19 protein-coding genes are annotated in these 23,787 nt (G+C 65.8%); 7 read left to right on the plus strand and 12 right to left on the minus strand.

All coding sequences use genetic code 11. From position 1 onward, the window contains the following. The first annotated feature begins 1 nt into the window (after position 1). The 5 genes from AC07P1_RS27945 to tal all read left to right on the plus strand — a co-directional run bounded on the left by AC07P1_RS27945 (position 2) and on the right by tal (position 5,648). Complete coding sequence (locus AC07P1_RS27945; RefSeq protein WP_494698906.1) at positions 2 to 1,339, plus strand: glutamine synthetase family protein; 1,338 nt, start codon at positions 2 to 4, stop codon at positions 1,337 to 1,339. Positions 1,340 to 1,349: 10 nt separating this feature from the next. Then, the gene (locus AC07P1_RS27950; protein WP_494698907.1) at positions 1,350 to 2,711 is read left to right on the plus strand and encodes an aspartate aminotransferase family protein; all 1,362 of its coding nucleotides are present in this window, start codon (positions 1,350 to 1,352) and stop codon (positions 2,709 to 2,711) included. 170 nt (positions 2,712 to 2,881) lie between these two features. Then, complete coding sequence (gnd, locus tag AC07P1_RS27955; RefSeq protein WP_494698908.1) at positions 2,882 to 3,901, plus strand: phosphogluconate dehydrogenase (NAD(+)-dependent, decarboxylating); 1,020 nt, start codon at positions 2,882 to 2,884, stop codon at positions 3,899 to 3,901. Beyond that, on the plus strand, positions 3,898 to 4,581 hold the full coding sequence (locus tag AC07P1_RS27960) for an HAD family hydrolase (protein WP_494698909.1): 684 nt from the start codon (positions 3,898 to 3,900) through the stop codon (positions 4,579 to 4,581). Before gnd ends, AC07P1_RS27960 begins: the two co-directional genes overlap by 4 nt. Further along, entirely contained in the window at positions 4,578 to 5,648 is a 1,071-nt protein-coding gene (tal, locus tag AC07P1_RS27965) for a transaldolase (protein WP_494698910.1), read from the plus strand. Before AC07P1_RS27960 ends, tal begins: the two co-directional genes overlap by 4 nt. Positions 5,649 to 5,854: 206 nt before the next feature. Here the strand turns inward: tal and tkt are convergent, their stop codons facing one another. Continuing rightward, positions 5,855 to 7,915, minus strand: coding sequence for a transketolase (tkt, locus tag AC07P1_RS27970; RefSeq protein ID WP_494698911.1), 2,061 nt, complete (start codon positions 7,913 to 7,915; stop codon positions 5,855 to 5,857). 274 nt (positions 7,916 to 8,189) lie between these two features. On the opposite strand from tkt, the gene AC07P1_RS27975 reads away from it, so the two are divergent. Further along, positions 8,190 to 8,867 carry a PEP-CTERM sorting domain-containing protein gene (locus AC07P1_RS27975; RefSeq protein ID WP_494698912.1) on the plus strand — a complete coding sequence of 226 codons (678 nt, stop codon included), beginning with the start codon at positions 8,190 to 8,192 and terminating at the stop codon, positions 8,865 to 8,867. 43 nt (positions 8,868 to 8,910) lie between these two features. On the opposite strand, the gene panB is transcribed toward AC07P1_RS27975, so the two are convergent. From panB to hda, 5 genes are all read right to left on the minus strand, one after another. Continuing rightward, positions 8,911 to 9,789 carry a 3-methyl-2-oxobutanoate hydroxymethyltransferase gene (gene panB, locus AC07P1_RS27980; protein WP_494698913.1) on the minus strand — a complete coding sequence of 293 codons (879 nt, stop codon included), beginning with the start codon at positions 9,787 to 9,789 and terminating at the stop codon, positions 8,911 to 8,913. Between the two features lie 67 nt (positions 9,790 to 9,856). Beyond that, positions 9,857 to 10,372 carry a 2-amino-4-hydroxy-6-hydroxymethyldihydropteridine diphosphokinase gene (gene folK, locus AC07P1_RS27985; RefSeq protein WP_494698914.1) on the minus strand — a complete coding sequence of 172 codons (516 nt, stop codon included), beginning with the start codon at positions 10,370 to 10,372 and terminating at the stop codon, positions 9,857 to 9,859. A gap of 15 nt (positions 10,373 to 10,387) precedes the next feature. After that, on the minus strand, positions 10,388 to 11,788 hold the full coding sequence (gene pcnB / locus AC07P1_RS27990) for a polynucleotide adenylyltransferase PcnB (protein WP_494698915.1): 1,401 nt from the start codon (positions 11,786 to 11,788) through the stop codon (positions 10,388 to 10,390). Beyond that, positions 11,781 to 12,452, minus strand: a complete 672-nt coding sequence (locus AC07P1_RS27995) for a histidinol-phosphatase (RefSeq protein ID WP_494698916.1) — start codon at positions 12,450 to 12,452, stop codon at positions 11,781 to 11,783. Before AC07P1_RS27995 ends, pcnB begins: the two co-directional genes overlap by 8 nt. Positions 12,453 to 12,462: 10 nt before the next feature. Beyond that, the gene (gene hda / locus AC07P1_RS28000; RefSeq protein ID WP_090325307.1) at positions 12,463 to 13,149 is read right to left on the minus strand and encodes a DnaA regulatory inactivator Hda; all 687 of its coding nucleotides are present in this window, start codon (positions 13,147 to 13,149) and stop codon (positions 12,463 to 12,465) included. Positions 13,150 to 13,507: 358 nt separating this feature from the next. Here hda and purM point away from each other — a divergent pair, with 358 nt between their 5' ends. Further along, positions 13,508 to 14,551: a phosphoribosylformylglycinamidine cyclo-ligase gene (gene purM / locus AC07P1_RS28005; protein ID WP_494698917.1), complete on the plus strand. Its 1,044-nt coding sequence runs from the start codon at positions 13,508 to 13,510 to the stop codon at positions 14,549 to 14,551. Positions 14,552 to 14,761: 210 nt separating this feature from the next. Here purM and AC07P1_RS28010 read toward each other — a convergent pair whose 3' ends face one another. The 6 genes from AC07P1_RS28010 to AC07P1_RS28035 form a co-directional block, all read right to left on the minus strand. After that, positions 14,762 to 15,505, minus strand: a complete 744-nt coding sequence (locus AC07P1_RS28010; RefSeq protein ID WP_494698918.1) for a hypothetical protein — start codon at positions 15,503 to 15,505, stop codon at positions 14,762 to 14,764. Beyond that, positions 15,502 to 16,182 (minus strand): purine nucleoside phosphorylase YfiH/LACC1 family protein, encoded by a 681-nt coding sequence (locus AC07P1_RS28015; protein ID WP_494698919.1) that lies wholly within the window; start codon positions 16,180 to 16,182, stop codon positions 15,502 to 15,504. The genes AC07P1_RS28010 and AC07P1_RS28015 overlap by 4 nt, the downstream gene beginning before the upstream one ends. 12 nt (positions 16,183 to 16,194) lie before the next feature. After that, positions 16,195 to 17,409: a 6-phosphofructokinase gene (locus AC07P1_RS28020; RefSeq protein ID WP_494698920.1), complete on the minus strand. Its 1,215-nt coding sequence runs from the start codon at positions 17,407 to 17,409 to the stop codon at positions 16,195 to 16,197. Between the two features lie 52 nt (positions 17,410 to 17,461). Continuing rightward, positions 17,462 to 19,483 carry a S9 family peptidase gene (locus AC07P1_RS28025; protein ID WP_494698921.1) on the minus strand — a complete coding sequence of 674 codons (2,022 nt, stop codon included), beginning with the start codon at positions 19,481 to 19,483 and terminating at the stop codon, positions 17,462 to 17,464. A gap of 45 nt (positions 19,484 to 19,528) precedes the next feature. Beyond that, positions 19,529 to 21,580, minus strand: coding sequence for an alpha/beta hydrolase family protein (locus AC07P1_RS28030; RefSeq protein WP_494698922.1), 2,052 nt, complete (start codon positions 21,578 to 21,580; stop codon positions 19,529 to 19,531). Positions 21,581 to 21,670: 90 nt separating this feature from the next. Continuing rightward, positions 21,671 to 23,713 carry an alpha/beta hydrolase family protein gene (locus AC07P1_RS28035; protein ID WP_494698923.1) on the minus strand — a complete coding sequence of 681 codons (2,043 nt, stop codon included), beginning with the start codon at positions 23,711 to 23,713 and terminating at the stop codon, positions 21,671 to 21,673. Between the last annotated feature and the right edge of the window lie 74 nt (positions 23,714 to 23,787).

Below are 23,787 nucleotides of genomic sequence, written 5' to 3' on the forward strand. Positions count from 1 at the left end.
GATGAGCCAGGCAATGAAGGATTTTCTACGCGACCGCAACATCCACGAGGTGGAATGCGTGATCGCCGACATGACCGGGATCGCGCGCGGGAAAATCCTGCCCAAGGACCTGTTCCTCAGCGAAGGGGAGATGCGCCTGCCTAAGAGCGTCCTGCTCAACACCGTCAACGGCGAGCAGCCGAACAACCTGCCTTACACCGGCGCCACCGATCCGGACATGATCTGCGTTCCCGATCTGGCGACGCTGCGGCAGGTGCCGTGGGCGGCGGAAAACGTCGCGCTGGTGATCCACGATTGCCAGAATTTCGACGGCACGCCGGTGGGGCTGTCGCCGCGTGCGGTGCTGCGCAAGGTCCTCAAGCTGTACGCCGAGCGTGGTTGGCAGCCGGTGGTGGCGCCGGAGATGGAGTTCTATCTGGTCGCCCGCAGCAGCAATCCGCACGAGCCGCTGACGCCACCGCTGGGTCGCAGCGGCAAGACCGAATCCGGCCGCCAATCGTACTCGATCGACGCCGTCAACGATTTCGATCCCTTCTTTCTCGAGCTCTCCGCTTTCTGCAAGCAGCACCAATTGGGCGTGGAAACGCTGATCCACGAAGCCGGCGCCGGCCAGATGGAGATCAACTTCACCCACGGCGACGCGCTGGAGCTGGCCGACCGCGTGTTCCTGTTCAAACGCGCGGTGCGCGAGACGGCGCTGCGACACGGGATCTTCGGCACCTTCATGGCCAAGCCGATGGAGACGGAGCCGGGCAGCGCGATGCACATCCACCAGAGCATTCTCGATGCCGCGACCGGCAACAACATCTTCACTGATAAAAAAGGTGAGCCGAGCCCCTTGTTCTTCAACTATATCGCGGGCCTGGAGCGGTACACGGCGGCGGCCACGCTGCTGTTCGCGCCGCACGTCAATTCCTACCGGCGGCTGTCGCGCTTCATGTCGGCGCCGACCAATGTACATTGGGGCTACGACAACCGCACCTGCGGCTTCCGCATTCCCAACTCCACGCCGACCAATCGCCGCGTGGAGAACCGGGTGCCCGGTGTCGACGTCAATCCTTACCTGGCGATGGCGGCAACGCTGGCCTGCGGCTACCTTGGGATGGTCGACGGCCTGACGCCTTCCGAGCCGACCGAGGGCAGTGCGGAGCATGTGCACGACCAACTGCCGCGCAATCTTGAAGATGCGATTCTGCGGCTGCGTGAGTGCAAACCATTGAGTGAGATACTGGGCGAGTTGTTCGTGCAGGCGTTCTGTGAAGTCAAGGAGCTGGAATTCGCCACCTACAGCCGCGTGATAAGTTCCTGGGAGCGTGAGCATCTGATGCTGTTGGTGTGAGGAGGGCGTGATGCACAACACACGCGATGGATTGAACTGGCCGCGCGCGCAGGCGCTGGCGGCACGGGAGCGCGCCGGCTACGCTTCGCGCAATCCCGAATCGGCCAGGCTGGCGGGGGAGGCGGCACGACACCTGCTGTTTGGCGTGCCGATGCACTGGATGAACGACTGGTCGACGCCGTTCGCGCTGACGGTGGGCGAGGCTTCCGGCGCGCGCTTTCGCGATATCGACGGCCATGAGTATGTCGATTTCTGTTTGGGCGACACCGGCGCCATGTTCGGTCACGCGCCGCCCGCCGTGGCGCGGGCGGTGGCGCGCCAGGCCACGCGTGGTTACACGGCCATGCTGCCGTCGGAGGACGCGGCGCCGGTGGCGGCCGAACTGGCGCGGCGTTTTGGTTTGCCCTACTGGCAGTTCGCGCTATCGGCTTCGGACGCCAACCGATTCGTGCTGCGCTGGCTGCGCGCGGCGACTGGGCGCGACAAGGTGCTGGTCTTCAATGGCTGCTATCACGGCACGGTGGACGACGTGTTCGTCGATCTGGTTGACGGCGTGCCGACGCAGCGCGATAGCCTTCTGGGACAGGTTCACACGCTGACGGATCATACCGTGGTCGTCGAATTCAACGATCTGCCGGCGCTGGAGATGGCGTTGGCGCGCGGCGACGTCGCCTGCGTGCTGGCCGAGCCGGTGATGACCAATATCGGCATGGTGCTGCCGGAACCCGGATACTGGGAAGCGGCGCAGCGGATCATCCAGCGCCACGGCGCGCTGCTGGTGATCGACGAGACGCACACCATCAGCAGCGGCCCCGGAGGCTACGCGCAGGCGCACGGCATGCGGCCGGACGCGCTGGTGATCGGCAAACCCGTCGGCGGCGGAATACCCTGCGCGGTGTATGGTTTTACCGAAGCGCTGGCGCGCCGGGTCGAGCAGGCGAAACGCGCCGCGCCGCCGGGTCACTCCGGTGTCGGCACCACCTTGAGCGCAAACATGTTCGCGATGGCCGCGATGCGCGCCAATCTCGAACAGGTGATGACCGACGCGGCGTACCAGCACATGTTCGCGCTGGCGGGGACGCTGGAGCATGGGCTGCGCGACGTCATCGCCCGCCACCGGCTGCCGTGGTGCGTGACGCGGGTCGGCGCCCGCACCGAATTCCAGTTCGCGCCGACGGCGCCGCGCAACGGTGGCGAGGCGCAGAAGATCCTCGACGGCGAGCTGGAACAGATTATCCATCTGTACCTGCTTAATCGCGGCCTGTTGATCACGCCCTTTCACAACATGCTGCTGGTCTGTCCAGACACCACCGAAGCCGATGTCGCCCGCTTGCTGTCCGTCTTCGACGACTGTCTGCGAGAGTTGGTTTAACCAACCCACCGCTGAAACAATCGCGATACAAATCGGCCTACAAACGTGTCGATTGATGAGCCCGCTATGTGCTCCACCGAACCGATGCGATCGCCCGCCAGGTCTACCCTCGGCAGAGCGCGGGCCTGCATTCGACATGCCCGCGCACTTTGACAGTGCGAGGATATGATATGAAAATCGGTATGGTAGGTCTGGGGCGCATGGGCGCCAACATGGTCTGGCGGCTCGCCAGGGACGGCCACCAGTGCGTCGCCTATGCGCGGCACGCGGAGACGGTGAAGTCGGTACTGCGCGAGGGCGTAACCGGCGCCTCCTCGCTGGAGGATCTGGTGTCGCAGCTGGAAACGCCGCGCGTGCTATGGCTGATGGTGCCGGCGGCATCGGTCGACGCCACGCTCGACACGCTCAAACCACTGCTGGAGGCGGGCGACATCGTCATTGATGGCGGCAACTCCCACTATCACGACGACATCCGGCGCGGCGCGCAGCTCAAGGAGATCGGGCTGCACTACGTCGATGTCGGTACCAGCGGCGGCACGCATGGCCTTGAGCGCGGCTACTGCCTGATGATCGGCGGCGAGAAAGAGATCGTCGGCCATCTCAAGCCTTTGTTCGTGTCGCTGTCGCCGGGCCACGCGGCCGCCACGCCGACGCCGGGCCGCGACAAGCCCAATAGCAGCGCCGAACAGGGCTACCTGCATTGCGGACCGAATGGCGCCGGCCACTTCGTCAAGATGGTCCACAACGGCATCGAGTACGGCATCATGGGCGCTTACGCCGAAGGGCTGAACATCCTTCGCAACGCCAATATCGGCAAGCTCGAACACGATGTCGACGCCGAGACCACGCCGCTGCGCAATCCCGAGCATTACCAGTACGACCTCGATCTGGGCGAGATCGCTGAAGTGTGGCGTCGCGGCAGCGTGATCAGCTCATGGCTGCTCGACCTGACCGCCGACGCGCTGCTCAAGGACCCGCATCTTGACCAATTCGCCGGCCGCGTCTCCGATTCCGGCGAGGGCCGCTGGACCATCAACGCCGCCATCGACGAAGGCGTGCCGGTGCCGATCCTGAGTTCCGCGCTGTTCGAGCGATTCAGCTCGCGCGGCAACGCGGATTTCTCCGGCAAGGTGCTGTCGGCGATGCGCGCCGGCTTCGGCGGCCACGCCGAGAAACCGGCCAAGCCATGATGGACGATATCGTCTTTCTGGTCGACTGCGACAACACGCTGATGGACAACGACGCGGTCCAGCGCGACCTGCGCGACCACCTGGAGCGCGAGTTCGGCGCCGAGGCGCGCGACCGCTACTGGGCGATCTTCGAGGAGCTGCGCTCCGAGCTGGGCTACGCCGACTATCTGGGCGCGCTGCAGCGCTACCGTGTCGAATCGCTCAACGAACCGCGCCTGCTGCTGATGGCCGGCTGGCTGATGAACTACCGCTTCGCCGACCGCCTGTATCCGCAGGCGCTGGAGGTCATCAAACACCTGGGCCGGTGGGGCAAGGTGGTGATCCTGTCCGACGGCGACGTGGTCTTCCAGCCGCGCAAGGTGGAGTATTCCGGGCTGTGGGACGCCGTCGACGGCCGGGTGCTGATCTACATCCACAAGGAGACCATGCTGTGCGAGGTCGAGAAGGCCTACCCGGCGCGCCACTATGTGATGGTCGATGACAAGGTGAGGATACTGGCGGCGATGAAGTCCGGCTGGGGCGATCGCCTGACCACCGTGTTCCCGCGCCAGGGGCACTACGCCACCGCGACCGATGTCGCCAGCTTCACCACCCCGGACCTGACCGTCGAACGTATCGGCGATCTGTTGCAGCACCAGTTGCCGGCGTTCGCCGGCCGTGAAAAGGAGAGCACACCATGAACCCTGCATTGCGTCTGTATGAGCTCGGGCAAAGCCTGTGGCTGGACAATATCACGCGCGGATTGCTCACCAGCGGCACGCTGGAGAAGTATATCCACGAGTACGACTTGAAAGGATTGACGTCGAATCCGAGTATCTTCGAGGCGGCCATCCATGGCGCCGATTTCTACGACAAGGCGATCGCTGAACGCAGCGCCGCCGGCGAGTCGGGCGAGTCGATGTTCCTGGAGCTGGCGCTGGAGGATTTGCGCGCCGCCGCCGATCTGTTCCTGCCGATGTACAAGGCGTCGCAGGGGCACGACGGCTGGGTGTCGATGGAGGTCTCGCCGCTGCTGGTGCATGACGCCGAGGGCACGCTGCGCGAGGCCGGGACGCTGCACAAGCGTCTGGACCGTCCTAACGCGTTCATCAAGATCCCCGGCACGCCGGAGGGAGTGAAGGCGATCGAGGAGGCGATCTTCGCCGGCATTCCGGTCAATGTGACGTTGCTGTTCTCGCGGGAGCAGTATCTGGCGGCGGCCGAGGCGTATATTCGCGGTGTCGAGCGGCGGCTCGAGAAGGGGCTCGATCCGAAGGTGGCGTCGGTGGCGTCGGTGTTCGTCAGCCGCTGGGATACGGCGGTCAAGGACAAGGGGCCGGAGGGGATGAACAACACACTGGGGATCGCGATGGCGCGCCGCACTTATGTGGCCTATCGCGAGTTGCTGGCGTCGCAGCGCTGGAAGCTGTTGGCGGAGCGGGGCGCGTTGGCGCAGCGGCTGCTGTGGGCCAGCACCGGGAGCAAGGATCCTGCAGCGTCCGATGTGCTGTACGTGACGTCGCTGACGGCGCCCAATACGATCAACACGGTGCCGGAGAAGACCTTGCTGGCGTTTGCCGATCATGGCATCGTCAATGGCAGCATGCCGCCGGAGGGGGGCGATGCGGAGAAGGTGATCGCGAAGTTCGCCGATGCCGGCATTGATGGCGACGAGTTGGCGGAGCGCCTGCAGCGCGAGGGCGCGGAGGCGTTCAGCAAGTCGTGGGCGAAACTGCTCGAGGTGATCGCGGAGAAGAGCGGGCGGTGAGTTGATTTACGTAGGGCGGATTAGCGCAGCGTAATCCGCCAAGCTCCGTCGGCGGCTCATCGATGGCGGATTACGGCGTGCCGCCTCTAAGGCCTACCGGCCAGGTAGGCCGCCTCTTCGATGGGCCCCCGGGGCGGATTGGCGGGCCTCGCCCGCTAATCCGCCCTACGTGTTTTACGGGTTCATTCAGTTCAGCTTATAACCAGCTAGCCCAGAATCTGCCGCGCCATCAGCAACACATTCTCCACCCCGAAGCCATACTCCCGCAGCAGCCGGTCACCCGGCGCCGAGGCGCCATAGCCTTCGACCGACAGCACCTTGCCGCGCTGCCCGACGTACCGATGCCACCCCTGCGCGACGCCGGCCTCGATCGCCAGCCTTGCATCCAGCTCCGGCGGCAGCACCTCATCGCGATACGCCTGCGGCTGATCCTCGAACAATTCCCAGCTCGGCATCGACACCACGCGCGCCCGCACGCCGTCCTCCAGCAACCGCGCCTGCGCCCGCAACGCCAGATCCACCTCGGACCCTGTCGCGATCAGCACCAGTTGCGGCTTGCCGCCGGTCGCCTCGCCGACCACATACGCGCCGCGCCGCAAGCCCTCGGCCGCCGCATAGCGCTCGCGGTCCAAGGTCGGCACATGCTGGCGCGTGAGCACCAGCGCCACCGGCCGACCTGCCGATTCCACCGCGACCTTCCACGCCACCGCCGTTTCGTTGGCGTCGGCCGGCCGTATCACCACCAGCCCCGGTATCGCCCGCAGGCTGGCCAGGTGCTCGATCGGCTGGTGCGTGGCGCCATCCTCGCCCACGGCGATGCTGTCATGCGTGAACACGTACACCACCTGCAATCCCATCATCGCCGACAGCCGTATCGCCGGCCGCATGTAGTCCGAGAACACGAAGAAGGTGGCGTTGAACGGCAGCGCGCCGCCATGCGCGGCGATGCCGTTGCTGATGGCCGCCATCGCGTGTTCGCGCACGCCGAAGTGCAAGTTGCGTCCGCGCCGGCTCCAGCCGCCGCCGTTCGATCCCTGGCGGTCGCCGGTGCTCTCGTCCATTCCGTCCGGCTGGAAGTCGCCGAAGCCGGTCAGCGCGGTGAAGGTCGACGGATCGAGATCGGCCGAGCCGCCGATCAGCGCCGGCAGCCTGGCTGCGATGGCGTTGGCCACCTTGCCCGCGGCGGTGCGCGTGGCCATGCCCTTGGCGTCGACCGGGAACACGGGGATGTCAGCGTCCCAGCCGGCCGGCAGCTCACCGGCGCCGTCGCGCATCAGCTGTTTGAGTTCGCGCGCCTCGCCGGGGAATGCTTGTTCGTAGGCGGCCAGCCGGTCCCTCCACTCGGCCTGGTGGCGCCCCCCATGCGCGCCGCCGTTGGTGAAGGGGCTGGCCGCGCCGTCGGGAATCAGGAACGGCGGCTGCTCCGGCCAGCCCAGCGCGCGCTTGGTCAGCGCCACTTCGTCGGCGCCCAGCGGCGAGCCGTGGGCGTCGATCTTGTCTTGCTTGTTGGGAGAGCCGAAGCCCAGATGGCTGCGCACCAAAATCAGCGACGGCTTGTGCACCTCGGCGCGCGCGGTGGCCAGTGCTTGCTCGATCGCCTCGATGTTGTTGGCGTCTTCCACCGTCTGGATATGCCAGCCGTACGCTGCGAAGCGCGCGGCGCGGTCTTCGCTGAAGGTCATGTCGCTGCCGGCCGACAGCGTGACCTGGTTGTCGTCGTACAGGTAGATCAACTTGCCCAGCTTGAGGTGGCCGGCCAGCGAGGCCGCCTCCGACGCCACGCCCTCCATCAAATCGCCGTCGCTGACGATGCCGTAGGTGTGGTGGTCGATGACGTTGTGGCCTTCGCGGTTGTAGCGCGCGGCCAGGCTGGCCTCCGCGATGGCCATGCCGACGCCGTTGGCGAAGCCCTGGCCCAGCGGGCCGGTGGTGATTTCCACGCCGGGCGCGTGGCCGCGCTCCGGATGTCCGGGCGTGCGGCTGTCCCACTGGCGGAACTGGCGCAGGTCTTCCAGCGACAGGTCGTATCCGCTCAGGTGCAGCAGACCGTAAAGCAGGGCCGAGCCGTGGCCGGCCGACAGCACGAAGCGGTCGCGGTCGAACCAGTGCGGATCGGCGGGGTGGTGTTTCAGGAAGCGCGTCCACAGCACGTAGGCCATGGGGGCGGCGCCGAGCGGCAGGCCGGGGTGGCCGCTGTTGGCTTGCTGGACCATGTCGACGGCCAGGAAGCGCAGCGTGTTGACGCTGAGCTGGTCGGTGGTGTTCATGCGTGACTCCTCGTGGTGCATAGCAATGCGAAGGAGGCCGACGCCGGGATGGGGCGGCCGCCTCAGTCAGGCTAGCCCAGCCATGCTATCGACTCTGTGCGGCACGCCACCTTGCCGCGCGCGGAGGGCGGCCACCACGTAAGAAGGAAAAATACTTATCAAAAACGAATATAATCTTTGCAATATCCAAATGACAAGCTTATAGTCGCCATGTCGCACTGCAAAAAAACCAGTTGAAGTCTTCGCAAATTAACTTTTGATTAGGAGCGCTATCTTGGGTAAATTGTTTTCCGCCAAATCCGTCCTCGCTTCCGCCGCTTCCGCTTTGTTCCTGCTGGCAGCCAGCGCCGCCCATGCCGACATCACCACCTACACCAGCCAGTCGTCTTATCTGGGGGCCGTGGGCACCACCGGCGTCGATACCTTCGACGATCTCGAGATCGATAGTTACCAAGGACCGCTCACGCGCGCCGCCGGCATCTATGAATATACGGTCGGCACCGCGCCAACCTCGCCGATCCTCTATGGCGCCTCGGACGACGACTCGGACATCTGGCTCACCGGCAACAACCGCATCGATCTGATCACGTTCGCGCCGAGCACCCCGGTGGCGGGCGTCGGCGGCTTCTTCTTCGGCTCGGACATTTTCGGGTTCTCCACGCCGGCCGCCTACCTGACGCTGTCGGCCACCGACAGCACCGGCGCGACGGTCACCTATACGCTCGACGCGCCGGAGCTTAACTCGTTCGTCGGCTTCGTCTCGACGGGCAGCCTGGTGTCGTTCAGCGTCACGGCGGGCAACCAGCCGGGCGTGTGGGCGACGGTGAACGACCTGCACCTGTCGGGTGCCGCGGCGGTGACGCCGGTGCCGGAGCCGGAAACCTACGGCATGATGCTGGCCGGTCTGGGCCTGCTCGGCTTTATCGCCCGTCGCAAGCGCAAGCAGGCGTAACCGGCAAAAACCATCGGCGGCCCGTGCGGGCCGCCGTGGCGTTTTAGAAGCAGTGCTCCAGCGCCGGGAAGCTGCCGTCCTTGACCGCCGCGACGTACGCGCCGATGGCGGCGTCGATGCTGCTCTGGCCCTCCATGAAGTTCTTCACGAAGCGCGCTTTGCGGCCCGGGAAGACGCCCAGCAAATCATGCATCACCAGCACCTGGCCGGAGCAATCCGGCCCCGCGCCGATGCCGATCGTCGGTATCGCCAGCAGGCCGGTGACCTCCTTGCCCAGCGACGACGGTATCGCCTCGAGCACCAGCACCGAAGCGCCGGCCGCTTGCAGCTTCAACGCGTCGGCCTTGAGCAGGTCGGCGCTGTCGGTGGTCTTGCCCTGCACCTTGTAGCCGCCCAGTTGATGCACCGATTGCGGCGTCAGGCCGAGGTGCGCGCAGACCGGAATCCCGCGCTCGGTCAGGAAGCGCACCGTGTCGGCCAGCCATGCGCCGCCCTCCAGCTTGACCATGTGCGCGCCGGCCTGCATCAGTTGCACCGAGTTGGCGTACGCCGTCTCCGGCGTGCCGTAGGCGCCGAACGGCAGGTCGGCGACGATCAGCGCCGACTTGCTGCCGCGCGCGACGGCTGCCGTGTGGTACGCCACCTCGGCGACGGTGACCGGCAACGTCGACTGGTGGCCGTTGCAGACCATGCCGAGCGAGTCGCCGATCAGCAGCATCTCGACGCCGCAGCGGTCCATCAGCGAGGCGAAGCTGGCGTCGTAACACGTCAGCATGGAGATTTTTTCACCGGCCGAACGCAGGTTGGCCAGAGTGTGGACGGTGACAGCCTTGGTGGCGGCCGCTTTGGCCGGTGCAGGTGAGGTGGTGGCGGCGGGCTTTTGGCTCGCGGCCAGTTCGTTTCCTTGCAAATAACCAGACATGGTGGTTCCTTTAGAGATGAAGTCGGACCGCGATAGTGTAGTCCTGAATGCTATCGCGTGCAGAAGGTCAGGTGGCCGGGGCGATGCCCTGGCCGGCGACGCCGGCCGCGTAGTCGCGCGCCGGGCCGCGTCCCGGGATATGGATCGCCGGCGCCAGTTCCAGCAGCGGCACCAGCACGAAGGCGCGTTCGGTCATGCGCGGGTGCGGCACGGTCAAGGTGGGGCTGGCGATGATGGCGTCGCCGTACAGCAGCAGGTCCAGGTCCAGCGTGCGCGGGGCGTTGCGGTAGGGGCGTTCGCGCCCGTGCGCCTGTTCGATGTCGTGCAGCGCGCGCAGCAGCGCCTCGGCGTCCAGGGTGGTGGCGACGCGGGCGACGGCGTTGATGTAATCGTCGCCGTCGGAGTCGATCGGCGCGGTGCGGTACAGGCTTGACGCGGCCATCAGGGTGCAGCCGGGCAGGCGTTGCAGGCGTTCGAGGGCGTCGGCGACGTTGCCGCGCGCGTCGCCAAGGTTGGCGCCGATGCCGATGTAGGCGATGATGAAGGCGAAGCCGCCTTCATCCTGTTTGCCGATGATGCCCATGGTCGCGTGGACGGACTACTCGCCGCTGCCGCCGGCGCCGCCGGTGCCACCTTCGGCCGCGGGGCCTTTGCTACGGCCGCCGCGACGCGGTGCGCGTTTGCGCTTGCTCGCCGCGCCGCCGGGGGCCGACGACGACTGGCCGGCCGTCGCGATCAAGTCCTCGCGGGTGGCCTCGTCGCCCTCGTAGAAGGCGGTCCACCATTCGCCCAGCTCCGCGTCGATCTCGCCGGAGGCGCAGCGCAGCAGCAGGAAGTCGTAGCCGGCGCGGAAGCGCAGGTGCTCCAGCAGCTTGTAAGGGGACTTGCCGGTGCGGCGCTCGAAGCGCGGCTGCATCGACCAGATGTCGCGCATGTCGGTGCCGATCTTGCGCTGCAAGGCCAGCTTCTCGGTCTGCGAATCGAGCACGTCGTCGGCCGCCAGGTGCAGCGCCGGAATGGTCTGCTCGCCGGCCGCGCGATAGGCGGTCCATTTTTCCAGCACCTGGTGCCACAGCAGCGACGCGAACAGGAAGCCCGGCGACACCGTCTTGCCGGCGGCGATGCGGGAGTCGGTCGAATCGAGCGCCAACGTGACGAACTTGAAGCCGAGCGGCTGCTCCAGCACCACGTCGAGCAGCGGCAGCAGGCCGTGGTGCAGGCCTTCCTTGCGCAGCTGCTGCAGGCAGGCCAGCGCGTGGCCGCTCATGAGGAGCTTGAGCATCTCGTCGAACACGCGCGCCGGCGGCACGTTGTCGATCAGCGACGCCATCACGGGAATCGGCGCGGCGGTGACCGGCTCGATGGTGAATTTGAGCTTGGCGGCGAAGCGCACCACGCGCAGCATGCGCACCGGGTCTTCGCGGTAGCGCGCCTCCGGCTGGCCGATGATGCGCAGCGTCTTGGCGCGGATGTCCTCGATGCCGCCGTGGTAGTCCAGCACCTGCTGGTTGGCAGGGTTGTAGTACATGGCGTTGATGGTGAAGTCGCGCCGCACCGCGTCCTCCGCCTGCGAGCCGAAGGTGTTGTCGCGCAGGACGCGGCCATGGTCGTCCTTGGGCGCGTTGTCCAAGGTGGTGCCGCGGAAGGTGGTCACCTCCAACAGGTCCTGGCCGAACATCACGTGCACGATCTGGAAGCGCTTGCCGATGATGAAGGCGCGGCGGAACAGCTTGCGCACCTGCTCCGGCGTGGCGTTGGTGGCGATGTCGAAGTCTTTCGGCTTCACGCCCAGCAGCAGGTCGCGCACCGCGCCGCCGACGACGAAGGCCTCGAAGCCGGCTTCCTGCAAGGTGCTGGTGACGCGCACCGCGTTCGACGACAGCAGCTTCGGATCGATGCCGTGGGCGTCCGGGCCGAGTATCACCGGCGTGTTGGTGTCGCGGGCCTTGGCGGTCTTGTCTTTGGTGCCGAGGATTTTTCGGATCAGTTTCTTAATCATTGAATAGTTCAATTAAAGCCCAGCCTTGAGCGGTGGCGTGCGTTTTCAGGGTGGCGTTCGGGTTGGTCGCGATCGGGTGCGAGACGATCGACATCAGCGGCAGGTCGTTGTGCGAGTCGCTGTAGAAGTAGACGGTGTCGAAATCCTCCAGCGTCTTGCCCATCTTTTCCAGCCAGGCCTTGGTGTGGACGATCTTGCCGGGGCCCTGGGTCGGCGTGCCAAGCAGGCGGCCGGTCATGACGCCCTCGGCGTCGAGTTCCGGCATGGCCGCGATCAGGTGCTCCACGCCCAGCGCCCTGGCGATCGGCGCGGTGACGAAGTGGTTGGTGGCCGTGACGATGGCCACCAGGTCGCCGGCGTCCTGGTGTTTTTTCAGCAGCGCCAGCGCGGCCGGGCGGATCGCCGGCACGATCACCTCGTTCATGAATTGCGCCTGCATCTCCGCCAGCCGCACGGGCGGGAAGCCGGCCAGGGTGCCGAGCGCGAACTCCAGGTATTCGACCGGGTTGATCGTGCCGGCCTGGTACTGCGCGTAGAAATCGTCGTTGCGGCGCTTGAAGGTGGCCGCGTCCACGGCGCCGATGCGCACTAAAAACTCGCCCCATTCGTGGTCGGAGTCGATCGGCAGCAGCGTGTGGTCAAGGTCAAAGAGGGCAAGCTTCATGCGGGATTCGTCATTCTTTCGCTTCCGCCTGCAACCACTCGCGCAACAGCGGCAGGGTGATCGGGCGTTGGGTTTCAAGGGAATACTGGTCCAGCGAGTCGAGCATCGTCGATAACGATCGCATGTCGCGCTGAAAATGGGACAGCAGGTAGGGTATCACGCCGGGCGACAGCGTCAAGCCGCGGGCGGTGGCGGCGGCGCCCAGCGCGGCCACCTTTTCGTCGTCGGTCAAGCCGTGGATCTGGTAGATCAGGCCCCAGCCCATGCGGGTGCGCAGGTCCTCGCGCACCGGCAGCACGGCCGGGGCGACGGCGCCGCTGCACACCATGAAGGCGTTGTTGGCGCGGATTTCGTTAAACAGCGCGAAGGCGTCGATCTGCGCCACCGGCGACAGTTTTTCGCAGTCGTCGAGCAGGTACAGGTCCACCTCCGGCGAATACTGGAACTCGGACTCGATCGAGAACGGCGAGATGTAGCGCGCGCGCCGCTGCTCGTCCTCGCCGCCGGCGCTGGCCAGGGCTTTGAGCAGGTGGGTCTTGCCCACGCCGCCCAAGCCCCACAGGTAGGCGAAGTGCTCGCGCGAGCTGCGATCGGCGAATTGCGCCATCAGCGCCGCCGCCTCGGCGTTCTGTCCCACCTCGAACGATGCGAGGCTGTGCGCCTGGTCCGCGCCTAAATCGAGCACCAGCTGTTTCATGGCGTTCGCCTTGGTTTGATCGTTTGCATAACGCTGTTCTTGACGCTTTTTTTCAATACGTCACGCATTATAGAGGGGCGCCGGGGCGCGTGGTGCCGAAATGCCAAGGGGATGGGTCGCCCGTGCCGCCAGCCAGAATGCCGTGTGCTTGTGCTCTAGCGCGAGGGGAAATGGCATGGAATGTGATTTAGATGGTTAAAAACGGCAGGTGGACGAGGCATTTTGATAAAATAGCGGATTGACCGGGTTCGCGCAGGCTTATTTGCGCGGATTTGTGCAGAAAAGCGCCGAAAACGTGCGATTTTGTTACGAAACGGTCTCCGCCTTCTATTTTACCGCCTCCGCTGCGAAATACACCATGAGCCAAACTTCAAATGTTTCCCTGTCCTACCGTGACGCCGGCGTCGATATCGACGCGGGCGACGCTTTAGTCGAAGCAATCAAGCCTTTCGCCAAGCGCACCATGCGCGAGGGTGTCATGGGCGGCCTGGGCGGTTTCGGCGCCATGTTCGAGATCAGCAAGAAGTACAAGGAGCCGGTGCTGGTGTCCGGTACCGACGGCGTCGGCACCAAGCTCAAGCTGGCGTTCGAGCTCAACCGTCATGACACGGTCGGCATCGACCTGGTCGCCATGAGCGTCAACGACATCCTGGTGCAGGGCGCCGAGCCGCTGTTCTTCCTTGATTACTTTGCTTGCGGCAAGCTCGACGTGGCCATCGCCACCGACGTCATCAAGGGCATCGCCCAGGGTTGCGAGCAGGCCGGTTGCGCGCTGATCGGCGGCGAAACGGCTGAAATGCCGAGCATGTACCCGGCCGGCGAGTACGACCTGGCCGGTTTCGCGGTCGGCGCGGTGGAAAAATCGAAAATCATCGACGGCACCAAGATCGCCCCGGGCGACGTCATCCTGGGCCTGGCCTCGTCGGGCGTGCACTCGAACGGTTACTCGCTGGTGCGCAAGATCATCGAAGTGGCCAAGCCGGACCTGGAAGGCGACTTCCATGGCCGCAAGCTGGCCGACGTGCTGATGCAGCCGACCCGCATCTACGTCAAGCCGCTGCTGGCGCTGATGGCCTCGATGGAAGTCAAAGGCATGGTGCACATCACCGGCGGCGGCCTGGTCGAAAACATCCCGCGCGTGTTGCAGCCGGGCCTGGTCGCCGAGCTGGACTCGACGTCGTGGACCCTGCCACCGCTGTTCACGTGGCTGCAGCAGCACGGCGGCGTGGCCGACGCCGAGATGCACCGCGTGTTCAACTGCGGCATCGGCATGACGGTCATCGTCTCGCAGGAAAACGCCGCCGCCGCCATTGAGCAGCTGGAAGAGGCCGGCGAGATCGTCTACACCATTGGCAAGATCCGCGCCCGCGTCGGCGACGAGCACCAGACCATCGTCGTGTAAGCCCAGGTTTACATGCAAAAAAGAAGCGGACCACGCCAACGCGTCGTCCGCTTTTTTTATTGGGCGCTAGTATAAATAAGTTCCGCATGCGGACCGGAGTGACACGTAGGGCGGATTAGCGAAGCGTAATCCGCCATGTATGAGCCGCCACCGGCTCATACCGACCAGCCCGTGTAGAAATGGTGGACCTGACCCCGGAGTTGCTTTTGATTATGGCGCGGCTTCGCAGACGCCTTTGACCAGGAACGCTTGCGTGACCTTGGCGATCGCCGCCTTGAGCTCGGCGCCGCCGCCGTCGTACATGTCGTTGTGCCTGGCGCCGGGCGGCTTGACGATGCAGGTGCCGTATTGTTTTTGCTCTTGCGCGTCCGGCAGCACGCCGGGGTCGGCTTGCGTGTCGCTGGCGCGGATCGACAGCACTTTGACCGCCGCCGTGCGCGGCAGCGCGCCGCGCCGGTTGTCCAGCGTGACCACGCGGGTGATCGTCGGGTCGCCTTCGCTGGCGCGCTCGGCTGAGATGTCGCCGCCCAACGAGTGGCCGATCAGCGTCACGTGCCGCCAGTCGTAGCCGGGGTGCGATTTGCTCAGACTGTCCTGCACGAAGCGCAGATTGGCGACGCCACGGCGCCGCATGGTCTTCAGTTGCGGGACGACATCCTCGTTTCTGTCGAGCTTGGCATCGGTCGGCAATTGGTGGTCGACGCTGACCACCAGCCAGCCGGCCCGGTTCAGCTCCTCGACCAGGAAGCGGTATTCCTTGTAACCGATGCCGTAGCCGGCGCTGAGCAGGGCGACCGGGCAGGGCGCCTTGGTGCACGGCGCTGCCGGCAGCGACAGTTCGACAGGGATAGTGCGCTGCCTGGCCTGATCCTGCAAGGTCAGGTCCAGGGTCGCGGCCGACGCGGCCGGCATAGCGCCGCCGAGGGCGAGCGACAACACTAAAGCGGATTTCATTGGGAGATGGCGATGACTGACCATTGGACGTCCTTGATCGGCGTGCGCGTTTCGCGGTCGCGCCGGTAGCTGTGGTAGGCGAAGCCGGTGTCGCCGGGATGGCACATGGTGCATTCCGGCGCGGCTGAAAAGTTGGCGAAGCCGGCGCGCTCCAGTTGCCAGGCGGCGATGCCGGCCAGGTTCAGCTTGCCCGCCTCCGACGAAATGACGCGCGCCGGCATGGCGTAACGCTCGCCGAATTGCGCGATCAGCTCCGGCGAGACTTGATAGCAGCAGTCGCCCGCCGCCGGTCCCGTCGCGGCCAGCCAGTCGCCGGTCCGCTCGCCGCGCGCGGCCAGCATCTCGGCGAAGCGCGCGATGATGCCGGCGTAGGCGCCGCGCCAGCCGACGTGCAGCGCGGCCACCGCTTTGCCGTCCTTGCGCGCCAATAACACGGGCACGCAGTCGGCGGTGGCGATGGCCAGCAGCAGGCCGGGGCGTTCCGTCAGCATGCCGTCGGCATCGCCGCAGTCCTGCTGCTCGCTGTCGGCGATGGCGATATGCGTGCCGTGCCGTTCGTGCTGCACCGGACGCCGCTCCCAATACTGTGGAAAGTGCCGCGCCATGTCGTCGTGCCGCGCGCCGAAACCATGTACGACCGACGCCACCGACGCTAAAACCGTGCTTCTGATAACCATTGATTCCAATATCTAGCGTTTAAGGATTTTCTCCACCGGCGCCGGGCGCAGGCGGAAGGCGTCCGGCATGCCCGAGCCGAGCAGCGGCCGCAGATACAGCCGGAACGCTTCCGTGACGTCGGTGCCGCTGGCGCTGATGAACTCATCCTCCATCACCCGCGTCTTGCCGGCCACCGCTTGCAGCGCCTGCAGTTCGTAGTCGACCGCATAGAAGCCGGTGCGTTTGATGGCGACCGAGCCGTCGCGGTCGCCCCACATGGCGAACTGCACCGCCTTTTCGGCGACCTCGCGCGCTTCGCGCTGGTCGACGTCGGACACGCAGCCGATGAACGAGCGCTGCAGATAGCCGAAGGTGTCGCCGCGCACGCGCTTGATGCCCAGCTTGGCCTTGATCTCGTCGCACAACAGGTCGGCCAGCGCGCCGGTGCCCGACAGCTGGACGTTGCCGTGCGCGTCGCGTTCGACTTCCTTGGCCAGCAGGCTGGCGATGGCCTCGCCGGAGGCGTCGTGGATGCCTTCGGAGACGGCGATCACGCAGCGGCCGTAGCGCTCGTACACACCCTTGACGTCGAGCAGGAACTGGTCGAGCGAGAACACGCGCTCGGGCAGGTAGATCAGGTGCGGGCCGTCGTCGGAATATTTCTTGCCCAGCGCGGCGGCGGCCGTCAGGAAGCCGGCGTGCCGGCCCATCACCACGCCGACATACACGCCCGGCAGCGAGGCGTTGTCCAGGTTGGCGCCGGCGAACGCTTGCGCGACGAAGCGCGCGGCGGACGGGAAGCCGGGCGTGTGGTCGTTGCCGACCAGGTCGTTGTCGATGGTCTTGGGGATGTGCATGCAGCGCAGCGGATAGCCGGCCTGCTGCGCCTGTTCGCTGACGATGCGCACCGTGTCGGACGAGTCGTTGCCGCCGATGTAGTAGAACTGTTCGATCTCGTGCGCGCGCAGCACTTTGAAGATTTCTTCGCAGTACGGCAGGTCCGGCTTGTCGCGGGTGGAGCCGAGCGCCGACGACGGCGTGGCCGCCACCAGTTCGAGGTTGCTGCTGGTTTCGCGCGTGAGGTCGACGAAGTCCTCGTTGATGATGCCGCGCACGCCGTGCATGGCGCCGTAGACCCGGGTGACGTCGCGGAAGCGGCGCGCTTCCAGCACCACGCCGGCCAGCGACTGGTTGATGACGGCGGTCGGGCCGCCGCCCTGTGCGACCAGAATTTTCCCTGAGGACATGTTCCGCTCCTTATCGTTGATAAGACTGAGCCGTGACTATACAGCGAATTTTTTACTTCCCACCGATGTTTTTATCCAGGAATTTTTCCACCCGGCCCCAGAAATCGATGCGGTTTTTCGGCAGCGCCCAGCCGTGGCCTTCCTCCGCGTACTCGACCCACTCGACGTCCGGGTTGGTGCGTTTGACGGCGTCGTAGAACTTGACGCCGTGGACGAGCGGCACCCGCAGGTCGGCGCCGCCGTAGGCCAGCAGCAACGGTTGCTTGATGCGGGCCGCCTGCTCCAGCGGCGAGGTCGCCTTCAGCTGCGCCGCGTCCTTGACCCGGTCGCCCACCAGCTGCGGCATGCCGTACTGCTTCCAGTCGTTGGAGATGTCCGAGCTGTAGCGCCAGCCGGCGTCGTACATCAGGCCGATGTCGGTCACGCCCACCCAGTCGATGCCGCATTGGTACAGGTCGGGATCGTTGATCAGGCCCATCAAGGTGGCGTAGCCGCCGTAGCTGGCGCCGGCGATGCAGATGCGCCTGGCGTCGGCGGTGCCCTGGGCGATGGCCCAGCGGGTGCCGTCGGCGATGTCGTCCTGCATCTTCAAGCCCCATTGCTTCCAGCCGGCGCGGAAATGTTTTTCGCCGTAGCCGGTGCTGCCGCGAAACTCCGGCTCCAGCACCGCGTAGCCGCGCGAGGCCAGGAACTGGGCGTCGGCGTTCCAGTTCCAGCTGCCGCCGCGCACGAAGGGGCCGCCGTGGACCAGCACCACCATCGGCAAATTCTTGTGCGGGCCGCCCGGCGGCAACGTCAGCCAGGCCGGGATGTCGAGGCCGTCGCGCGCGGCGTAGCGCACCAGCTCGCGCGTGCCCATGTCGGCCGGCTTGATGTCGGGGGCGACGGTGCCGACTTCGCTCATGCGCTTGGTCTCGGTGTTGAAGATCAGGTAGCGCGACGGTTGCTGGTCGGAGAACGATTGCACCAGCACCCACGGCGTTTCCGGACGGCGGGCGGGCGTGATCAGATTGATGGTGCCGGGCAGCCTGGCGTCGACGGTTTGCTGCAGCGCCTTCATGGCCGGATCGAACCAGGCCGTACCGACCGCGTCGGCATGCACGCGCACACCGAGCAGCTTGTTGTTGCTGATGATCAGATGGCCACGGAAATCGAAGCCGTCCAGGCTCACCAGGGACTCGCCCAGTTTGTTGTTGGCCAGGTCGTAACGGTACAGGGAGCTGCGATCTCCACCACGGTTGCTGGTGACGTACAGCGCGCCGTCGGGCCCGAAGGCGAGCGGATCGAACTCGTTGTCGCCGCCGACGTAGGCGTCGAAGGTCGCCAGCACGCGCCATTGCCGGGTGGCCGGGTCCAGGTAGCGGATCGAGCGCATGTTCTTGTCCAGCGTTTCGACCAGGCGCGGCTCGCCGTTCTGGTCGAGCAGCCACGAGCGCGCCACGCCGGGATGGTCGACCGGCCGCGCGCCGCCGGTGCGGGTGTTCAGGCGCAACAAGTCCAGCGAGACCAGGATGCCGGGGTTGACGATGCCGGCGTCGCTGACGTAGACGTCCTCGCCGGTCTGCGGCCCGTCCTGGTTGAGCATGAAGGTGTGCCACGGCAGCATCTCATTGCCGCTGCCGTCGGTGAGGAACGGCGAGTTGCGCTTGGCCAGTTGGCGAAAACCCTTGCCGTCGCGGTTGGCCGCGAACAGGCCGGGGCCGAAGCGCAGGTCGCGCTGGCCGGTGGTCTTGTCGGTCGTGCTGAATATCAGGCGGTCGTTGTTGACCCAGCGCGCCTCGCCGATATCGGTGTCGGAGAACTGGGCCACCATGCGCGCGCTCATGTCGCCGAGGTCGACCACCGCCAGGCCGTCGCGGCGCCCTTTGGCGCCCGTGAAGGCGGCCAGATAGCGGCCGTTGGGCGACAGCATGGCGCCGTTGAAGGATGGATTGGAGAAGAAGCTGGCGATCGGCGGCCGCGCCGGGGCGGTGGCCGCCGCCGGCGCGTCGGCGGCATGCGCGGCGGACCCGTGGGCGGCGAAGATGGCGGCAACCGCCAGGGCGACGCGGGGCAGGAACTGGTGAAGTCTCATAGTTATTATAGTTAGATAGTTTTGATTGGCGAACGGCGTTGGCGCTCAGGGGATCGCCGCGTTCGGGCCGATATTCTTGTCCAGGAATTTCTCCACCCGGCCCCAGAAATCGATGCGGTTTTTCGGCAGCGTCCAGCCGTGGCCTTCCTCCTCGTACTCGATCCATTCGACGTTGGGGTTGCCCTGCTTGACGGCCTGGTGGAACTTGGTGCCGTGCGGCAGCGGCACGCGCCGGTCGGCGCCGCCGTAGGCCAGCAACAGCGGCTGCTTGATGCGCGACGCCTGCAGCAGCGGCGAGGTGGCCTTCAATTGCTCGGCGTCCTTGACCTGGTCGCCGACCAGCTCCGGCATGCCGTACTGTTTCCAGCCTTCGGGCATGTCGGAGCTAAAGTTCCAGTGGCCGTCGTACAGCAGGTTGATGTCGGTCACGCCGATCCAGTTGACGCCGCACTTGTACAGGTCCGGGTCGTTGATCAGGCCCATCAGGGTGGCGTAGCCGCCGTAGCTGGCGCCGGCGATGCAAATGCGCTTGGGATCGGCCGTGCCCTGGGCGATGGCCCAGCGCGCGCCGTCGGCGATGTCGTCCTGCATCTTCAAGCCCCATTGCTTCCATCCGGCGCGGAAATGCTTGGTGCCGAAGCCGGTGCTGCCGCGAAATTCCGGTTCCAGCACCGCGTAGCCGCGCGAGGCCAGGAACTGGGTGTTCGCATCCCAGCCCCAGCTGCCGCCGCGCAGGTAGGGGCCGCCGTGGACCAGCACCACCAGCGGCAGGTTCTTGCCGCCGCCCCTGGGCATGGTCAGCCAGGCGGGGATCTCCAGGCCGTCGCGCGCCTTGTAGCGCACCAGCGTCTGTTGGGCCATCCGTTCGGGTTCGATTTGCGGATGGCTGTTTCCCAGCAGGCGCATTGTTTGGGTGTCGCTGTTGTAGATCATCGTGCGCGCCGGGAACCGGTCGGAATAGGCCGTCACCATCACCCATGGCGACGCCGGCCGCGTCGGCAGCGACAGCAGGTTGACGGTGTTGGGCAGCATTTGGTCGACCTTGGCCTGCATCGCCTTCATGCCGTCGTCGAGCCAGTCGGTGTCGCGCGCGTCGGTCAGGCGGCGCACGCCGAGCAGCTTGCCCTTGCCGAACAGGAGGCTGCCGGTGAAGTCGTAGTCCGCCAACCGCACCACCGGCTGGTCGGAAATCTTGTTGGTGGCGAAGTCGAAGGTGTACACGGCCGACTTGTCCTGGCCGGCGTGGCTGACGACGTACAGGGTGCCGTCCGGCCCGAAGGCCAGCGGGCTGAAGGCGTCCTTGCCGCCGGTGTAGGCGTCGAAGCTGACGAGCTTGCGCCATTCGTCGTCCCTGGCCGGGTCCCGGTAGTAAATGGTGCCGATCCGGCCCTCCAGCGTGGTGGTCAGGCGCGGCTCGCCGTCGTTGTCGAGCAGCCAGTTCATGCTGTTGCCGGGACGTTTGAACGACGTATAGCGGCCGGTCCTCGTGTTGAGGCGCTGCAGATCGACATAGTCGAACTGGCCTTGGTTGGTGACGGCGCGGTAGGTGACGTAGATGTCGTCGGAATTCTGGCCGTTCTTCTGGCCCAGCAAATAGGTGTTCCATGGCAGCAGTTCGCGGCTGCGGGCGCCGAAGCTGCCGCCGGTGACGAACGGTTTGCCGCTGCGGGCGACCAGTTGCAGGAACTTGCCGCCGTCGCGGTCGATCGCGTACAGTCCCGGCGCGTAGCGCACGTCGCCCTGGCCGACGCTGCGGTCGGTGGCGGTGAACACCAGCCGCTCGTCGTTGACCCACTGGAAGGAACCGATGTCGGCATCGCTGAAGGCGCCCACCACCTTGACGCTGGAGTCGCTCAAGGTCATCACGCCCAGGCGATCGCGGCTGTCCTTGCCGGCCACGCGCACGGCCAGATACTTGCCGCTGGGCGAGAGCAGCGCGCCGCTGAACATTGGGTTGTCATAGAACGCGCCGAGCGGCGGCGGCGCTTGCGTGGCCCCGGCGGTCGGGGCCGCCGCGTCGGCGGCGTGGACCTGGGCAACAAACGCGGCGGCCGCCGCCGTCAAGGTGGCGTGGACGAACAGCTGGGGAAATCGCATTGGGCGGGGCGGTGAAATGTGTGAAGTGTCGAACAATACCACCGTGTTATCAAATCCGCCACATTTCCTCTTGCTATTGTTGTTGGCACCCTACGGCGCGGCGGCCTGGCCGATGTTCTTGTCCAGGAATTTCTCCACCCGGCCCCAGAAGTCGATGCGGTTTTTCGGCAACGCCCAGCCATGGCCTTCCTCCTCGTACTCGATCCATTCGACGTTGGGGTTGCCTTCCTTGACCGCCTTGTAGAACTTGGTGCCGTGCGGCAGCGGCACGCGCATGTCGGCGCCGCCGTAGGCCAACAACAGCGGCTGCTTGATGCGCGCCGCCTGCAGCAGTGGCGAGGTGGCCTTGAGTTGCTCGGCATCCTTGACCTGGTCGCCGACCAAGGTCGGCATGCCGTATTGCTTCCAGGCGTCGTCCAGGTCGGAGGTGTAGTTCCATTGGCCGTCATACAGCAGGTTGATGTCGGTTACGCCGGCCCAGTCGATGCCGCATTTGTACAGGTCGGGATCGTTGACCAGGCCCATCAAGGTCGCGTAGCCGCCGTAGCTGGCGCCGGCGATGCAGATGCGCTTGGCGTCGGCCGTGCCCTGGGCGATGGCCCAGCGCGCGCCATCGGCGATGTCGTCCTGCATTTTCAAGCCCCATTGCTTCCAGCCGGCGCGAAACAGCTTTCTGCCGAAGCCGGTGCTGCCGCGGTACTCCGGCTCCAGCACCGCGTAGCCGCGCGAGGCCAGGAACTGGGCGTCGGCGTCCCAGCCCCAGCTGCCGCCGCGCACGTAGGGGCCGCCGTGCACCAGCACCACCAGCGGCAGGTTTTTGTTGGCGCCGCGCGGCATGGTCAGCCACGCCGGAATCACCAGGCCGTCGCGCGCCTTGTAGTGGACCAAGGATTGTTGCGCCATCCGCGCCGGATCGATTTGCGGATGGGTGCCGCCGATCAGATTGAGTTTTTTGGTGTCGCTGTTGTAGAGCATCGCGCGCGGTGGAAACAGGTCCGAGTACGATTCCACCAGCACCCACGGCGACTCCGGCCGGGTCGGCAGGGACAGCAGGTTGATGGTATTGGGCAGCATCTCGTCAATCTTGGCCTGCATCGCCTTCACGCCGGCGTCGAGCCAGGTCGTGTCCCAGGCGTCGGTCAGGCGCCGCACGCCCAGCAGTTTGTTGTCCCCGAAGATGAGATTGCCTGTGAAATCGTAGCCGTCGAGCACGATCACCGGCTGGTCCGAGATTTTATTGGCGGCGAAATCGAAGGTGTAGACGGCCGTCTTGTCCTGGCCGGCGTTGCTGGTCACATACAGCGTGCCGTCCGGCCCGAACGCGAGCGGCCTGAACGCGCCCTTGCCGCCGGTGTAGTTGTTGAAGCTGACGAGCTTGCGCCATTCCTGCTCCTTGGCCGGGTCGCGGTAGTAGATCGTCTTGATGCCTTTCTCGACCGTGGCGGTCAGGCGCGGCTCGCCGTCCTTGTCGAGCAGCCAGGACATGCTGTCGCCGGGCCGTCTGAACGCCGTGTAGCGCCCGGTCAGCGTGTTGAGGCGTTCGAGCTCGATGTAGTCGATTTGTCCCGGCCGTTGGATGGCCGGTTTGACCACGTAGACGAACTCGGAATCCTGCTTGGTCCGTTGGCCCAGCAAATACGTATTCCACGGCAGCAGCTCGCGACTGTGGATGGCGGTGGCGCCGCCCGCCGTGATGAACGGCTGGCCGGCGCGGCTGGCGAGCTGGATGAACTTGCTGCCGTCGCGGTTGACCGCGTACAGGCCGGGGGCGTAACGCGCGTCGCCCTGGCCGACGGTGCGGTCGGTGGCGGTGAACACCAGCCGCTCGTCGTTGACCCAGTCGAAGCTGCCGATGTCGGCGTCGCTGAAGTTGCCCACGGCTTTGACGCTGTTGTCGCTTAGCGTGATCACGGCCAGCATGTCGCGATGGTCTTTTTTGCCCATGCGCACGGCCAGATATTTGCCGCTGGGCGAGAGCAGCGCGCCGCTGAACTCCGGATTGCTGAAGAAGTCGGCGATCGGCGGACGCGCGGGCGTGGGCGGACTGGCGGCTGGCGCGTCGGCGGCCGTGGCCGGCGACGACATGGCTGCGGCGGCGAGCGCACACAGGACGGCGCGGGCAAGCAATTGCATGGATCTCATGACACTTTATGAAGGTAGGATAACTTCCGCAGGGTATCACCCAGTTATCAAATCCGCCACATCCC

It is taken from the genome of Duganella sp. GW821-FHT07F09 (assembly GCF_059418705.1).

What these genes read in the sequence shown, in the direction of transcription:
- gnd (WP_494698908.1), top strand. Translation starts at nt 2,882, where the DNA reads ATGAAAATCGGTATGGTAGGTCTGGGGCGCATGGGCGCCAACATGGTC.
- AC07P1_RS28020 (WP_494698920.1), bottom strand. Translation starts at nt 17,409, where the DNA reads ATGTCCTCAGGGAAAATTCTGGTCGCACAGGGCGGCGGCCCGACCGCC.
- AC07P1_RS28025 (WP_494698921.1), bottom strand. Translation starts at nt 19,483, where the DNA reads ATGAGACTTCACCAGTTCCTGCCCCGCGTCGCCCTGGCGGTTGCCGCC.
- AC07P1_RS27950 (WP_494698907.1), top strand. Translation starts at nt 1,350, where the DNA reads ATGCACAACACACGCGATGGATTGAACTGGCCGCGCGCGCAGGCGCTG.
- tkt (WP_494698911.1), bottom strand. Translation starts at nt 7,915, where the DNA reads ATGAACACCACCGACCAGCTCAGCGTCAACACGCTGCGCTTCCTGGCC.
- AC07P1_RS27995 (WP_494698916.1), bottom strand. Translation starts at nt 12,452, where the DNA reads ATGAAGCTTGCCCTCTTTGACCTTGACCACACGCTGCTGCCGATCGAC.
- panB (WP_494698913.1), bottom strand. Translation starts at nt 9,789, where the DNA reads ATGTCTGGTTATTTGCAAGGAAACGAACTGGCCGCGAGCCAAAAGCCC.
- AC07P1_RS28030 (WP_494698922.1), bottom strand. Translation starts at nt 21,580, where the DNA reads ATGCGATTTCCCCAGCTGTTCGTCCACGCCACCTTGACGGCGGCGGCC.
- pcnB (WP_494698915.1), bottom strand. Translation starts at nt 11,788, where the DNA reads ATGATTAAGAAACTGATCCGAAAAATCCTCGGCACCAAAGACAAGACC.
- AC07P1_RS28015 (WP_494698919.1), bottom strand. Translation starts at nt 16,182, where the DNA reads ATGGTTATCAGAAGCACGGTTTTAGCGTCGGTGGCGTCGGTCGTACAT.
- hda (WP_090325307.1), bottom strand. Translation starts at nt 13,149, where the DNA reads ATGAAACAGCTGGTGCTCGATTTAGGCGCGGACCAGGCGCACAGCCTC.
- AC07P1_RS27945 (WP_494698906.1), top strand. Translation starts at nt 2, where the DNA reads ATGAGCCAGGCAATGAAGGATTTTCTACGCGACCGCAACATCCACGAG.
- AC07P1_RS27960 (WP_494698909.1), top strand. Translation starts at nt 3,898, where the DNA reads ATGATGGACGATATCGTCTTTCTGGTCGACTGCGACAACACGCTGATG.
- folK (WP_494698914.1), bottom strand. Translation starts at nt 10,372, where the DNA reads ATGGGCATCATCGGCAAACAGGATGAAGGCGGCTTCGCCTTCATCATC.
- tal (WP_494698910.1), top strand. Translation starts at nt 4,578, where the DNA reads ATGAACCCTGCATTGCGTCTGTATGAGCTCGGGCAAAGCCTGTGGCTG.
- AC07P1_RS28010 (WP_494698918.1), bottom strand. Translation starts at nt 15,505, where the DNA reads ATGAAATCCGCTTTAGTGTTGTCGCTCGCCCTCGGCGGCGCTATGCCG.
- purM (WP_494698917.1), top strand. Translation starts at nt 13,508, where the DNA reads ATGAGCCAAACTTCAAATGTTTCCCTGTCCTACCGTGACGCCGGCGTC.
- AC07P1_RS28035 (WP_494698923.1), bottom strand. Translation starts at nt 23,713, where the DNA reads ATGCAATTGCTTGCCCGCGCCGTCCTGTGTGCGCTCGCCGCCGCAGCC.